This is a genomic window from Streptomyces racemochromogenes, assembly GCF_039535215.1.
In the GTDB taxonomy this organism is placed as follows: Bacteria; Actinomycetota; Actinomycetes; order Streptomycetales; family Streptomycetaceae; genus Streptomyces; species Streptomyces racemochromogenes.
The window spans coordinates 911,073-925,058 of sequence record NZ_BAAAWT010000001.1 but is presented as its reverse complement, the minus strand read 5'-3'; the positions used below and the strand labels follow the sequence as shown (position 1 = coordinate 925,058).

The 13,986-nt window shown below is 73.5% G+C and carries 12 protein-coding genes; 11 read left to right on the top strand and 1 reads right to left on the bottom strand.

Going from position 1 to position 13,986, the window contains the following annotated elements; all coding sequences use genetic code 11:
* Window positions 1–52 precede the first annotated feature (52 nt).
* Window positions 53–1,303 (bottom strand): bifunctional class I SAM-dependent methyltransferase/N-acetyltransferase, encoded by a 1,251-nt coding sequence (locus ABD973_RS04290; RefSeq protein WP_345504480.1) that lies wholly within the window; start codon window positions 1,301–1,303, stop codon window positions 53–55.
* Window positions 1,304–1,750: 447 nt separating this feature from the next.
* On the opposite strand from ABD973_RS04290, the gene ABD973_RS04285 reads away from it, so the two are divergent.
* The 11 genes from ABD973_RS04285 (at window position 1,751) to ABD973_RS04235 (ending at window position 13,942) form a co-directional block, all read left to right on the top strand.
* A complete protein-coding gene (locus ABD973_RS04285) occupies window positions 1,751–3,526 on the top strand; it encodes a DUF5941 domain-containing protein (protein WP_125823159.1) in 1,776 nt (591 codons plus the stop codon).
* On the top strand, window positions 3,523–4,275 hold the full coding sequence (locus ABD973_RS04280; RefSeq protein ID WP_125823160.1) for a phosphocholine cytidylyltransferase family protein: 753 nt from the start codon (window positions 3,523–3,525) through the stop codon (window positions 4,273–4,275). The genes ABD973_RS04285 and ABD973_RS04280 overlap by 4 nt, the downstream gene beginning before the upstream one ends.
* A complete protein-coding gene (locus ABD973_RS04275) occupies window positions 4,263–5,324 on the top strand; it encodes an iron-containing alcohol dehydrogenase family protein (RefSeq protein ID WP_125818570.1) in 1,062 nt (353 codons plus the stop codon). Before ABD973_RS04280 ends, ABD973_RS04275 begins: the two co-directional genes overlap by 13 nt.
* Complete coding sequence (locus ABD973_RS04270) at window positions 5,302–6,081, top strand: CDP-alcohol phosphatidyltransferase family protein (RefSeq protein ID WP_125823161.1); 780 nt, start codon at window positions 5,302–5,304, stop codon at window positions 6,079–6,081. Before ABD973_RS04275 ends, ABD973_RS04270 begins: the two co-directional genes overlap by 23 nt.
* Window positions 6,082–6,089: 8 nt before the next feature.
* Entirely contained in the window at window positions 6,090–6,962 is an 873-nt protein-coding gene (locus ABD973_RS04265; RefSeq protein ID WP_125824254.1) for a glycosyltransferase family 2 protein, read from the top strand.
* A gap of 96 nt (window positions 6,963–7,058) precedes the next feature.
* On the top strand, window positions 7,059–7,988 hold the full coding sequence (locus tag ABD973_RS04260; RefSeq protein ID WP_125823162.1) for an ABC transporter permease: 930 nt from the start codon (window positions 7,059–7,061) through the stop codon (window positions 7,986–7,988).
* Window positions 7,981–8,763, top strand: a complete 783-nt coding sequence (locus ABD973_RS04255; RefSeq protein ID WP_007267598.1) for an ABC transporter ATP-binding protein — start codon at window positions 7,981–7,983, stop codon at window positions 8,761–8,763. Before ABD973_RS04260 ends, ABD973_RS04255 begins: the two co-directional genes overlap by 8 nt.
* A 389-nt stretch (window positions 8,764–9,152) precedes the next feature.
* Window positions 9,153–10,085, top strand: coding sequence for a squalene synthase HpnC (gene hpnC / locus ABD973_RS04250; RefSeq protein ID WP_345504477.1), 933 nt, complete (start codon window positions 9,153–9,155; stop codon window positions 10,083–10,085).
* Window positions 10,082–11,032 (top strand): presqualene diphosphate synthase HpnD, encoded by a 951-nt coding sequence (hpnD, locus tag ABD973_RS04245; protein ID WP_345498552.1) that lies wholly within the window; start codon window positions 10,082–10,084, stop codon window positions 11,030–11,032. The genes hpnC and hpnD overlap by 4 nt, the downstream gene beginning before the upstream one ends.
* 364 nt (window positions 11,033–11,396) lie before the next feature.
* Window positions 11,397–12,788, top strand: a complete 1,392-nt coding sequence (gene hpnE / locus ABD973_RS04240) for a hydroxysqualene dehydroxylase HpnE (protein WP_386381807.1) — start codon at window positions 11,397–11,399, stop codon at window positions 12,786–12,788.
* Between the two features lie 53 nt (window positions 12,789–12,841).
* Complete coding sequence (locus tag ABD973_RS04235; protein ID WP_386381810.1) at window positions 12,842–13,942, top strand: polyprenyl synthetase family protein; 1,101 nt, start codon at window positions 12,842–12,844, stop codon at window positions 13,940–13,942.
* Window positions 13,943–13,986 lie beyond the last annotated feature (44 nt).

The following is a 13,986-nucleotide window of genomic DNA, read 5'->3' as shown; positions in this document are numbered from 1 at the left end:
GTCCGCCCCCCGCCGCGTGGTAAGCGGCGGGGGGCGGAGGTCCGGCAGGGGATCAGACGCCGAAGGCGGCCGGGTAGGAGATCGTGCCCGCCGGCACCGGAACGGAATCGTCCAGCACCAGGGCCATCATCGCCCCGTCGGGCACCTCGAAGGGCGCACCGATCCCGAACCGCGACGCCGGCGCGAAACCGAACCGCGGATAGTACGAGGGGTGCCCGAGGACCAGCACCAGCGCCTCCCCGGCCTCCCGCGCGGCCGCGAGCAGCGCCCGTACGACGGCGCTCCCGGCGCCCGAGCGCTGGACGGCGGGATCGGCGGCCACCGGCGCGAGGGCCAGCGCGGGCACCCCGCCCACCCGGCAGCGGGTCAGCAGCGCGTGCGCGGCCACCTCACCGTCCGGGCCCTCGGCCACGTACGAGAGCCCAGGCAGCCAGGCCTCGGCGTCGGCGCGCAGCGCGTCCACGAGATCGGCCTCGAGCGGAGTACCGAAGGCCGCCAGGTTGACGGCCCGTACGGCCGCCGCGTCGGCCGGAGCCTCCGGGCGGGTCCGCCAGCGGCCCCCGTCCCCGGCGGTCACCGGTGCCAGCACGTAGCCCGTGTACCCGTACTCGTGCCCGTGCCGTTCCCGTACGGCGAGCTCCTCGCGTACGTATCCCAGCGCGGCCTCCTGCGCGGCGGAGGCGGGCACGGCCGCCCGGACCCGCTCGCCGAGCGGGCCGTAGTACTCGGCCCAGTCGGAGTCGGGCTGCAGCAGGGTGCCGAGCACCCGGTACCCGGCGGCCTGGACGGCCGCGGTGTTGCGGGCGGCGGAGCGCAGCGGGTACTGCGGGTCCCAGAAGGCCCGGGCCCCGGCCGAGGGTTCCTCGGCGGTCCACTCGCACTCGCTCAGCACGAGCCGCCCGCCCGGTGCCAGCAGGCGCTTCCACTCGGCGAGCGCCCGGTCGAAGCCGAGGATGTAGGCGGAACCCTCCGCCCAGACGAGGTCGAAGGAGCCGTCCTCGAACCCCTCGGAGGGCAGCGCGCCCATGTCGGCGCGCACCGTGCGCACGCGCCCCTCCAGGCCCCGCGCGCGGGCGGCGGCGCGCAGCTCGTCGAGGAAGGGCTCGTGGAGGTCGAGGGCCGTCACCTCGGCGAGGCCCGCCCCGCCCGCCTCGGCGGCGAGCAGCAGGGCGCTGCGGCCCGGACCGCAGCCCAGGTCGAGGACGCGGGGCCGCTCGAGCAGCGGTCCGCACAGGGAGAGCAGGTGCCGCGTGGAGTCGTCGGAACCGGGGGACTGCCGGGGCAGCCCGCGGTGCAGCTCCATGAAGGCGGCGAAGACGCCGTCGTCGGAGCCGGAAGCGGAGGAAGAAGCGGTGTTGTCGGTCAACGTGAACCCTTGAACGGGGGCTCCGGCCGACGAGGTCTTACCGGTGTGGGATCAGACCCGGCCGGACGCCCGGAAGGAAACGGGGATGTACCGGAGTTCGCCGCGCACGGCAGCGACCACTGCGACGGTCATCAACCCACCTCGTTTCCCGTTCGATCCGCCGGCGGTGCCCCTTCGGCCCGCCTTCGCGCACCCCGTGACCCGGGTGCGCCGCCGTCCACCCTAACATCCGGGCCCGAACGGCCCCGTTTCGGGCCGAACAGCTGATGAATGGGGCCTTCCATTCATCCGATAGCCTCTGCCGACAGCCCTGCCGACGCGCTGCCACCGCCCCCACCCGGGCAAGCGGCCGTCGGGAATGTCCGTCGCAAGGAGTGAGTTCGTCTGCCGACCGTCATCCTCACCGGCCCGCCGGTACCCGGATCACCGCTCCAGGACGAGCTCCGGTCGCTCGGGTTCGACGTCCGCCCGGCCGCCGGTCCCGAAGACACCGCCGGCGTCCTGGCCGGGATCCCGGCCCAGGAGCGGGTGGCCGTCGTCGACAGCGCCTTCGTCGGGCACCCGCACGCGCTGCGCCTCGCCCTGACCGACCCGCGCTTCGACGCCTGTGCCGTGACCGGCGCCCTCGCCGTCCAGGCGGGGGCCCGCGCGGCCCTCGACAAGGCCGCCGCGCTGGCCCCGGCGGGCACCGGACCGTACGCGGACCGGCTCGCCGCCGCCGTGGAGGCCGCCGGGACCACCGTCCAGCGGCCCGAGCTGGGCAGCCTGGTCGCGGCCGTGCCGGAGGGCGAGGCCGAGCGTTCCGAGGCCCTCGCGGCCGTGGCCGCCGTGGACGACGAGGCCGTACGCCTGCGCACCGCGGTGAAGTCCCGCGACGGCTTCTTCACCACCTTCTTCATCAGCCCGTACTCGCGCTACATCGCCCGCTGGTGCGCGCGCCGCGGCCTGACCCCGAACCAGGTCACCACCGCCTCGCTGATCACCGCGCTGGTCGCGGCCGGCTGCGCGGCCACGGGGGAGCGCTGGGGCTACGTCACCGCCGGCGTGCTGCTGCTCGTCTCCTTCGTACTGGACTGCACCGACGGGCAGCTCGCCCGCTACTCGCTGCAGTACTCGACGATGGGCGCCTGGCTCGACGCGACCTTCGACCGTGCGAAGGAGTACTCCTTCTACGCGGGCCTCGCGCTCGGCGCGGCCCGCAACGGCGACGACGTCTGGGCCCTCGCCCTGGGCTCGATGATCCTCATGACCTGCCGGCACGTGGTGGACTTCTCGTTCAACGAGGCCAACCACGACGCCACCGCCAACACGAGTCCCACGGCGGCCCTCTCCGGCAGGCTCGACAGCGTCGGCTGGACCGTCTGGGTCCGGCGGATGATCATCCTGCCGATCGGCGAGCGCTGGGCGATGATCGCCGTGCTGACCGCCTTCACCAGCCCCCGCGTCGTCTTCTACGCCCTGCTCGTCGGCTGCGCCTTCGGCGCGCTGTACACCACCGCCGGACGCGTCCTGCGCTCGGTGACCCGCAAGGCGAAGCGGACGGACCGGGCCGCCCGGGCCCTCGCGGACCTCGCCGACTCGGGCGTCCTGGCCTGGACCGGCTACCCCCGGCCCACGAAGCGACCGGACCGCGCCGCACCCTGGCTGGCCCTGGGCGTCTCGGTGCTGATGACCGGCGCCGCGCTCACCCGGGACTTCGGGGACCCCTGGCTGATCGGGACCGCCGCCGCGTACGCGCTCTTCGCCGGCGCCGCGGTCTCCGCGCCCCTCAAGGGCCCCCTCGACTGGCTGATCCCGCCGCTCTTCCGGTTCGGGGAGTACGTGACGGTCCTCGCGCTCGCCGCCAAGGCCGACGTCCCCGGGGCCCTTCCGGCCGCTTTCGGACTGGTCGCGGCGGTCGCCTACCATCACTACGACACGGTCTACCGCATCCGTGGCGGCTCGGGCGCTCCCCCGCACTGGCTGGTGCGGACGACCGGCGGTCACGAGGGCAGGGTCCTGCTGACCGTGGTCCTCGCCACCGTCCTCGCCCGCGACGCGTTCCCCGTCGCGCTCACGGCCATGGCCGTGTTCGTGGCACTCGTGGTGCTCGTGGAGAGCATCCGCTTCTGGGTCTCCTCCGGGGCACCCGCCGTACATGACGAAGGAGAACCAGCATGATCGGCCTTGTCCTCGCTGCCGGTGCCGGACGCCGCCTGCGTCCCTACACCGACACCCTGCCCAAGGCCCTCGTGCCCGTCGGCCCGGAGGGCCGGGAGGACAGCCTCACCGTCCTCGACCTGACCCTCGGCAACTTCGCCGAGGTCGGCCTGACCGAGGTCGCGATCGTCGTCGGCTACCGCAAGGAGGCCGTCTACGAGCGCCGGGAGGCCCTGGAGGCCAAGTACGGCGTCAAGATCACGCTGATCGACAACGACAAGGCCGAGGAGTGGAACAACGCCTACTCCCTGTGGTGCGCGCGTGACGTCCTCAAGCGGGGCGTGATCCTCGCCAACGGCGACACCGTCCACCCCGTCTCCGTCGAGAAGACCCTGCTCGCCGCCCGCGGCAACGGCCAGAAGATCATCCTCGCCCTCGACACGGTCAAGAACCTGGCCGACGAGGAGATGAAGGTCGTCGTGGACGGCGACAAGGGTGTGCGGAAGATCACCAAGCTGATGGAGCCCGCCGACGCGACCGGCGAGTACATCGGCGTCACCCTCATCGAGCCCGAGGCCGCCCAGCAGCTCGCCGAGGCGCTGAAGACCACCTTCGAGCGCGACCCCGACCTCTACTACGAGGACGGCTACCAGCAGCTCGTCAACGACGGCTTCACCATCGACGTCGCCCCCATCGGTGACGTCAGGTGGGTCGAGATCGACAACCACGACGACCTCGCCAAGGGCCGGACGATCGCATGCCAGTACTGACGCGGCTGATCCCCTCGCCGGTCGTCGTCGACATCAGCCGCGGGGCGATGGACCAGCTGGACGGCATCCTCGCCGACCAGCGGATCTCCGCGTCCGGCCGGCTGGCGATCGCGATCAGCGGGGGCTCCGGACAGGCGCTGCGCGCCCGTCTGGAGCCGGCCCTGCCGCTCGCCGACTGGTACCCGGTCGTCGACGGCACCATCGACTCGGCGGTCAAGCTCGCCGACGACATAAAGGGCCGCCGCTACGACGCCGTCGTGGGGCTGGGCGGGGGGAAGATCATCGACGTGGCGAAGTACGCCGCGGCGCGGGTCGGCCTGCCCATGGTGGCCGTCGCCACCAACCTCTCCCACGACGGCATCTGCTCGCCGGTGTCCATCCTGGACAACGACAACGGCCGGGGCTCCTACGGCGTCCCCACCCCGATCGCGATGGTGATCGACCTCGACGTGATCCGCGAGGCCCCCACCCGCTTCATCCGCGCCGGGGTCGGCGACGCCATCTCCAACATCTCGGCCATCGCCGACTGGGAGCTCTCGCACAAGATCACCGGCGAGTCCGTGGACGGCCTGGCCGCCGCCATGGCCCGTACCGCCGGCGAGTCGGTGCTGCGCCACCCCGGCGGATGCGGCGACGACGAGTTCCTCACCGTGCTCTCCGAGGCCCTCGTCCTCTCCGGCATCGCCATGTCGATCAGCGGGGACAGCCGCCCCTCCTCCGGGGCCTGCCACGAGATCAGCCACGCCTTCGACCTGCTCTACCCGGGGCGCTCCGCGCTCCACGGCGAGCAGGTCGGCATCGGCGCCGCCTTCGCCATGCACCTGCGCGGGGCCGCCGACCAGGCCGGGCTGTTCACGGAGGTGCTGCGCCGCCACGGCCTGCCGGTACTGCCCGAGGAGATCGGGTTCAGCGTGGACGAGTTCGTCGCCGCCGTCGAGTACGCCCCCCAGACCCGCCCGGGACGCTTCACGGTCCTGGAGCACCTCAACCTGTCCGCAGCCGAGATCAGGGACGCTTACGCCGACTATGCCCAGACCATCCGTAGCTGAACTCCGGCCCGTCGTTCACCCGCCGGGCGTCAAGGACCGGCGCAGTGGCGAGCACTGGGGCGGCCGCCTGTACATGCGCGAGGTCTCCCTGCGCATCACCCGGCTGCTGGTCACCACCAAGGTCACGCCGAACCAGCTGACCTACGTGATGACCCTCGCCGGCGTCCTCGCCGCCCCGGCCCTGCTGGTGCCGGGCGTGCTCGGAGCCGTCCTCGGCGTGGTCGCGGTCCAGCTGTACCTGCTGCTCGACTGCGTCGACGGCGAGGTCGCCCGCTGGAAGAAGCAGTACTCGCTCTCCGGGGTCTACCTGGACCGGGTCGGCGCCTACCTGTGCGACGCGGCCGTCCTCGTCGGCTTCGGCCTGCGCGCCGCCGACCCGTGGGGCGGCGGGCGCATCGACTGGCTGTGGGCCTTCCTGGGCACCCTCGCCGCCCTCGGCGCCATCCTGATCAAGGCCGAGACGGACCTGGTCGGCGTGGCCCGGCACCAGGCGGGCAAGCCCGTGGTGCAGGAGTCCGCCGCCGAGCCCCGCTCCTCCGGCATGGCGCTCGCCCGCCGGGCGGCCGCCGCGCTCAAGTTCCACCGGCTGATCCTCGGCATCGAGGCGTCCCTGCTGATCCTGGTCCTGGCCGTCGCCGACCAGATCCGGGGAGACCTGTTCTTCACCCGCCTCGGAGTCGCCGTGCTCGCCGGCATCGCGCTGCTCCAGACCGTGCTGCACCTGGTGTCGGTCCTGGCCTCCAGCAGGCTCAAGTGACGGCCCCGATGCGGCTGGGCGCCGTGATCATCACCATGGGCAACCGCCCCGACGAGCTGAAGGCGCTCCTCGACTCGGTCGCGCGCCAGGAGGGCGACCCCGTCGAGGTGGTCGTCGTCGGCCAGGGCGTCGAGGTCACCGGGCTCCCCGAGGGCGTGCGCACCGTCTCCCTCCCGGAGAACCTGGGCATCCCCGGCGGCCGCAACGTCGGCATCGAGGCCTTCGGGCCCGGCGGCTCCGACGTCGACGCCCTGCTCTTCCTCGACGACGACGGGCTGCTGGAGCGCACCGACACCGCCGAGCTGTGCCGGCAGGCGTTCGCCGAGGACCCGAAGCTCGGGATCGTCAGCTTCCGCATCGCCGACCCCGAGACCGGCACCACCCAGCGCCGCCACGTGCCCCGGCTGCGCGCCTCGGACCCGATGCGCTCCTCCCGCGTCACCACGTTCCTGGGCGGCGCCAACGCCGTCCGCACGAAGGTGTTCGAGCAGGTCGGCACGCTCCCCGGCGAGTTCTTCTACGCCCACGAGGAGACCGACCTGGCCTGGCGGGCGCTCGACGCGGGGTGGCTGATCGACTACCGGGCGGACATGGTGCTGCTGCACCCGGCCACCGCCCCCTCCCGGCACGCGGTGTACCACCGTATGGTGGCCCGTAACCGGGTGTGGCTCGCCCGCCGCAACCTGCCCGCCCCGCTGGTCCCGGTCTACCTGGGCGTCTGGCTGGCGCTGACGCTCGTACGCAGGCCCTCCGCGCCGGCGCTCAAGGCCTGGTTCGGCGGGTTCAAGGAGGGCTGGACCACCCCCTGTGGTCCCCGGCGTCCCATGAGGTGGCGCACGGTCTGGCGGCTGACGCGGCTGGGCCGCCCGCCGGTCATCTGACAAGCTCGGGTCTGGGACCATGGGCCCATCAAGGGTCCGGCGTCCCAGCCCCCGATGCCCCTCCTGCCGCATCCAGAAGACGGAAAGTTCCAACTTGTGAGTGACACAACCCACGACGGTGCCCTCGCCACGAGCAAGCCGCCGTCCGACGACGCCGGGCTCAGCCCCGCGGAGCTCGCCCGGAAGTACGGCCTGTCCGTCAGCGGCGCGCGGCCCAGCCTGGGCGGATACGTGCGGCAGCTGTGGGGCAGGCGCCACTTCATCATGGCCTTCTCGCGGGCCAAGCTGGTGGCGCAGTACAGCCAGGCCAAGCTCGGCCAGGTGTGGCAGGTGGCGACCCCCCTGCTGAACGCGCTGGTGTACTACCTGATCTTCGGCCTCATCCTGAACGCGGGCCGGGGCATGGAGAAGGGGGTCTACATCCCCTTCCTGGTGATGGGCATCTTCGTCTTCACCTTCACCCAGAGCTCGCTGATGGCGGGCGTCCGGGCGATCCCGGGCAACCTCGGCCTGGTGCGCGCGCTGCACTTCCCGCGCGCCTCCCTGCCGATCTCGTTCTCGATGCAGCAGCTCCAGCAGCTCCTGTACTCGATGATCGTCGTGGTCGTCGTCGCCGTGGCCTTCGGGAACTACCCGCGGCTGTCGTGGCTGCTGGTGATCCCGACGCTGGCGCTGCAGTTCGTCTTCAACACCGGGCTCGCGCTGGTCTTCGCGCGCATGGGGTCCAAGACCCCCGACCTGGCGCAGCTGATGCCCTTCCTCACCCGTACCTGGATGTACGCCTCGGGCGTCATGTTCTCCATCAACGAGATGCTGAAGGACCGGCCGGCGTGGATCGCGGACGTGCTCCAGTGGAACCCCGCCGCGATCTACATGGACCTGGTCCGCTTCGCGATGATCGACGGCTACGGCGCGGAGAACCTCCCGCCGCACGTCTGGGGCTTCGCGGTCGGCTGGGCCGTGGTGATCGGCGCCGGCGGCTTCGTGTACTTCTGGAAGGCTGAGGAGCGTTACGGCCGTGGCTGACAACACCCAGGGGCGCGTCCCCACCGTCATCGCGGACGAGGTGCACATCGTGTACCGCGTCAACACGGGCAGCTCCGGCAAGGGCAGCGCCACCGCCGCGCTGAGCAAGATCCTCCGCCGGGGCAAGGGCGACGCCCCGGGCGTCCGCCGGGTCCACGCCGTGCGGGGCGTCTCCTTCACCGCGTACCGCGGCGAGGCCATCGGCCTCATCGGCTCCAACGGCTCCGGCAAGTCGACCCTGCTGCGCGCCATCGCGGGCCTGCTGCCCTGCGAGTCCGGCAAGGTCTACACGGACGGCCAGCCCTCGCTGCTCGGCGTCAACGCCGCCCTGATGAACGACCTCACCGGTGAGCGCAACGTCGTCCTCGGCGGTCTCGCGATGGGCATGAGCCGCGAGCAGATCAAGGAGCGCTACCAGGACATCGTCGACTTCTCGGGGATCAACGAGAAGGGCGACTTCATCTCCCTGCCGATGCGCACCTACTCCTCCGGCATGGCCGCGCGCCTGCGCTTCTCGATCGCCGCCGCCAAGGACCACGACGTCCTGATGATCGACGAGGCGCTCGCCACCGGCGACCGCAGCTTCCAGGTGCGCTCCGAGAACCGCATCCGCGAGCTGCGGGAGAAGGCCGGCACGGTCTTCCTGGTGAGCCACAACAACAAGTCCATCCGCGACACCTGCGACCGGGTGCTCTGGCTGGAGAAGGGCGAGCTCCTGATGGACGGCCCCACCGAGGAAGTGGTCTCGGCGTACGAGAAGGCCAGCGGCCACTGACCCGAGGGTCCGCCGCCGCCCCCGGCCCCGAGGCCCCCACCGCTCCCCGCGGTGGGGGCCTCGCCGTGGGGGAGGCGCCGGCGGACCGGCGGGCGGAGCGGGAGATCCGGGGCGGCGGCCGACATTCCGGGGCGCGGGGAGACCCGATAGGCCCCCGCGGCGTTGTACAGCGTAAGCTGGACCAGTTCTCAATCGCGCCAAGAGTGGACGATTCCCCGCAGCCGGCTCCGTGGGGATACCCCCGGGTAAGGTCCGGCGGCGTGTCCGAAATAGGATGACTTGGGTCGGCAGTGTAGAACGGGAGACGTGACGGCAATGGCTACGGGAATTCTCCGGCCCCCAGGCACAGCGGCCGTCCCGGGCGGCGGGCGGTGACCCCCGGGCACGGCATCCGTCCCGCGCCGCCGGCCGGCGAAGACGCCCCCGGCCGGCACCACACCCGGGCCACCCTCGGCAAGGCCGCGGCGGAGAACTTCCCCGTCGCCCCCGTCTTCCTCCCGCGCGCCTGGCGCGACGGCCTCATGGCGGTGTACGGGTACGCCCGCCTGGTCGACGACATCGGCGACGGCGACCTCGCCCCCGGCGGCCGCGACGCCGTCCTCCTCGGCCTGGACGCCGCCGCGGCCGACGACCGGCCGGCGATGCTCGACGCCCTCGAAGCCGACCTGCTGCGCGTCTACGGCGGCACCGACGGCCCCCCGCGCCACCCCCTGCTGCTCGCGCTCCAGCCGGTCGTACGCGACCACGGCCTGAGCGCCGAGCACTTCCTCGGGCTCATCGAGGCCAACCGCCAGGACCAGCGCGTGGCCCGCTACGAGACGTACGGGGAGCTCCTCGGCTACTGCGAGCTCTCCGCCAACACCGTCGGCCGCCTCGTGCTGGAGCTCACCGGCACCAGCACCCCCGAGCGGATCCGCCGCTCCGACGCCGTATGCACCGCCCTGCAGCTCGTCGAGCACCTCCAGGACGTCGCCGAGGACCTCGGCCGCGACCGGCTCTACCTCCCGGCCGAGGACATGCGCCGCTTCCACGTCGCCGAGGCCGACCTCCGCGCCCCGTCCGCCGGGGCCGCCGTGCGGTCCCTGATCGCCTTCGAGGTCGAACGCGCGCGCGACCTGCTGAACGAGGGCACCCCGCTCGTGGGCAGCGTGCACGGCAGGCTGCGGCTGTTGCTCGCGGGATTCACGGGAGGGGGGCGGGCGGCCCTGCGAGCGGTCGCCGCCGCCGGCTTCGACGTGCTGCCCGGCCCGCCCAAGCCCACCCGGAGCCTCCTGCTCCGCGAGGTGGCCGCAGTTCTGCGCACAGCGCCGAGAAAGAGGTGAGCCCGAACGTGGAGGGCACCGCACACGCGTCAGCACCGTCCGCCCAGGTCCTCGCGGCCTACAGCTACTGCGAGGCCGTCACCGGCACCCAGGCGCGCAACTTCGCGTACGGCATCCGGCTGCTGCCCAACGACAAGCGGCAGGCGATGTCCGCGCTGTACGCCTTCTCCCGGCGCGTCGACGACATCGGCGACGGCATCCTCGCGCCCGAGGTCAAGCTGGCCCGGCTGGAGGACACCCGTGCCCTGCTCGGCCGGATCCGCGCCGCGGAGGTCGACGAGGACGACACCGACCCGGTCGCCGTCGCCCTCGCGCACGCCGCGCGCCGCTTCCCGATCCCCCTCGGCGGCCTCGACGAACTCATCGACGGCGTCCTGATGGACGTCCGCGGCGAGGAGTACGAGACCTGGGACGACCTCAAGGCCTACTGCCGCTGCGTCGCCGGGGCCATCGGACGGCTCTCCCTCGGCGTGTTCGGCACCGTCGGCCCGGCCGGCCGCGCCGACGAGTACGCCGACACCCTGGGCCTGGCCCTCCAGCTCACCAACATCCTGCGCGACGTCCGCGAGGACGCCGGCAACGGACGCACCTACCTGCCGGCCGAGGACCTCGCCAAGTTCGGCTGCTCCGAGGGCTTCCAGGGCGGCCGGGCCCCCGCCGGCTCCGACTTCGCCGGGCTCGTGCACCACGAGGTCCGGCGCGCGCGGGCCCTGTTCACCGAGGGCTACCGGCTGCTGCCGATGCTCGACCGGCGCAGCGGCGCCTGCGTGGCCGCCATGGCCGGCATCTACCGCCGCCTCCTGGACCGCATCGAGCGCGAACCCGAGGCGGTGCTGCGCGGCCGCGTCTCGCTGCCGACGCACGAGAAGGCGTACGTGGCCGTACGCGGCCTGTCCGGCCTCGACGCCCGCACCGTCTCCCGCCAGTCCACCCGGCGGCGGCCCTGATGCGGCCTGCGGGCACCCGCCCGTCCCGCCCCACCCGCCCAACGCCCCCCGCGGGCACCCGCCCGGCCCCGGCCTCCGTCACCCGTACGACGGCCCCGTCGGCTGCGGCTGCGGCTGCGGGCCCGGCACGGGCCCGTGCCACCCGTCCGTCCGCCTCGGCCGCCGTCGGCCCGGGCCGCCCGGGTCAGCGATCCGGCGGCGGCGCCGGCGGGACCCGCCCGCAGGGCCGTAGCGGCCTGGGACCGGCCGTGCCGGGGCGGGCCACCGCCGGCCGGCGGGCAACCCCGTGGAGCGTGCGCGCGTCCGTACGTGCGGGCTCCGCCCGCAGCGCAGTACACCCCGGCCCGCAGGGCCACCGCACCACATGGGAGGCCTCATGAGCGCCAGCGACCACCGCGCCGTCGTCATCGGCGGCGGCCTCGCCGGCGTCACGGCCGCGCTGGAACTCGCCGACGCCGGACTGCGGGTCACCCTCCTCGAAGGGCGGCCCCGGCTCGGCGGCCTCGCCTTCTCCTTCAAGCGCGGCGACCTGACCGTCGACAACGGCCAGCACGTCTACCTGCGCTGCTGCACCGCCTACCGGTGGTTCCTGGACCGCGTCGACGGCGCGGCCCTCGCCCCCCTCCAGGACCGGCTCGACGTGCCCGTCCTCGACGTGGCCCACCCCCGCGGGCCCCGCCTCGGACGGCTGCGCCGCAGCGCGCTGCCCGTACCCCTGCACCTGGCCGCCTCGCTGGCCACGTACCCGCACCTCTCGCTCGCCGAGCGCGCGAGCGTCGGCCGCGCCGCCCTGGCGCTGCGCCGCCTCGACCCCGCCGACCCGGCCCTCGACGGCCTCGACTTCGGCACCTGGCTCGCCCGCTACGGCCAGTCCCCGCGCACCGTCGCAGCCCTGTGGGACCTCGTCGGCATCGCCACCCTCAACGCCACCGCCGCGGACTCCTCGCTGGGCCTGGCCGCCATGGTCTTCAAGACCGGCCTGCTCTCCGAGAACGGCGCCGCCGACATCGGCTGGGCCCGGGTCCCGCTCGGCGACCTCCACGACACCCTCGCCCGCAAGGCCCTCGACGCCGCCGGCGTGCGCACCGAACTGCGCACCCGGGTCACCGCCGTCACCCGCACCGAGGACGGCGGCTGGCGGGTCGACACCGAGGGCGAGTCCCTCGACGCGGGCACCGTCGTCCTCGCCGTCCCCCAGCGCGAGGCGCACGCCCTGCTGCCCGCCGGGGCACTGGCCGACCCGGACAAGCTCCTCGACATCGGCACCGCCCCCATCCTCAACGTCCACGTCGTCTACGACCGCAAGGTGCTCAAGCAGCCCTTCTTCGCCGCGCTGGGCACCCCCGTCCAGTGGGTCTTCGACCGCACCGACGCCTCCGGACTCACCGACGGCGGCCAGTACCTGGCGCTGTCCCAGTCCGTCGCCCAGGACGACATCGACGAGCCCGTCTCCGTCCTGCGCGCCAAGTACCTGCCCGAGCTGGAACGGCTGCTGCCGGCCGCCCGCGGCGCGAAGGTACGGGACTTCTTCGTCACCCGCGAGCGGACCGCCACCTTCGCCCCCAGCCCCGGCGTCGGCCGGCTGCGCCCGGGCCCCCGGACCGACACGCCGGGGCTCTACCTCGCGGGTGCGTGGACCGCCACCGGCTGGCCCGCGACCATGGAGAGCGCCGTCCGCAGCGGCCTCGGCGCGGCGCACGCCGCGCTGGCCGCTCTCGGCCGCCCCCGCGAACACCCCCTGCAGGAGGCGGTATGAGCATCACCACCAGCACCACCGGCACAGCACGCACAGGAACCAGAGGAGAGCCAGTGAACCCGGGGAACCCGGCTGTCGAGAACACGGATGCCGGCACGGGCGCGGCCGGAGGGGGAGCGGGGAACGCCGACACCCTCGCCCTCCTCGAACGCGGCCGCGACCTGTCGACGCCCGTGCTCCGCGCGGCGGTGAGCCGGCTCGCGGCGCCCATGGACACCGTCGCCGCCTACCACTTCGGCTGGATCGACGCCCAGGGCAACCCGGCGGACGGCGACGGCGGCAAGGCCGTGCGCCCCGCCCTCGCGCTGCTCTCCGCCGAGGCGGCGGGCGCCGCCGCCGAGGTCGGCATCCCCGGCGCCGTCGCCGTCGAGCTGGTCCACAACTTCTCGCTGCTGCACGACGACCTGATGGACGGCGACGAGCAGCGCCGCCACCGCGACACGGTGTGGAAGGTGCACGGCCCCGCCCTCGCGATCCTCGTCGGCGACGCCCTGTTCGCCCTCGCCAACGAGGTGCTGCTGGAACTCGGCACCGTCGAGGCCGGGCGGGCGACCCGCCGCCTGACCACCGCAAGCCGCAAGCTCATCGACGGCCAGGCCCAGGACATCTCGTACGAGCACCGCGAGCGCGTCAGCGTCCAGGAGTGCCTGGAGATGGAGGGGAACAAGACCGGAGCCCTGCTCGCGTGCTCGGTGTCGATCGGCGCCGTGCTCGGCGGCGCCGACGACCGCACCGCCGACAAGCTGGAGGAGTACGGCTACCACCTCGGCCTCGCCTTCCAGGCCGTCGACGACCTCCTCGGCATCTGGGGCGACCCGGAGTCCACGGGCAAGCAGACCTGGAGCGACCTGCGCCAGCGCAAGAAGTCCCTGCCCGTCGTCGCGGCCCTCGCCGCGGGCGGACCCGCGTGTGAGGAGCTCGCACGGCTGCTCGCGGCCGACGCCAAGAGCAACGACTTCGAGAACTTCTCCGAGGAGGAGTTCGCCCACCGCGCCGCCCTCATCGAGGCCGCGGGCGGCCGCCAGTGGACCGCGGACGAGGCGCGCCGCCAGCACGCCATCGCCGTCCGGGCGCTGGACGACGTGGACATGCCGCAGCGCGTGCGGGAGCAGCTCGTGGCCCTCGCCGACTTCGTCGTCGTGCGCAAGAGGTGAGCTCCGCCGGAAAGTGGATATGAATCGCGAGTCGCCGGCCGGGG

What these genes read in the sequence shown, in the direction of transcription:
- hpnE (WP_386381807.1), top strand. Translation starts at nt 11,397, where the DNA reads ATGGGAGGCCTCATGAGCGCCAGCGACCACCGCGCCGTCGTCATCGGC.
- ABD973_RS04280 (WP_125823160.1), top strand. Translation starts at nt 3,523, where the DNA reads ATGATCGGCCTTGTCCTCGCTGCCGGTGCCGGACGCCGCCTGCGTCCC.
- ABD973_RS04265 (WP_125824254.1), top strand. Translation starts at nt 6,090, where the DNA reads ATGCGGCTGGGCGCCGTGATCATCACCATGGGCAACCGCCCCGACGAG.
- ABD973_RS04275 (WP_125818570.1), top strand. Translation starts at nt 4,263, where the DNA reads ATGCCAGTACTGACGCGGCTGATCCCCTCGCCGGTCGTCGTCGACATC.
- ABD973_RS04290 (WP_345504480.1), bottom strand. Translation starts at nt 1,303, where the DNA reads ATGGAGCTGCACCGCGGGCTGCCCCGGCAGTCCCCCGGTTCCGACGAC.
- ABD973_RS04270 (WP_125823161.1), top strand. Translation starts at nt 5,302, where the DNA reads ATGCCCAGACCATCCGTAGCTGAACTCCGGCCCGTCGTTCACCCGCCG.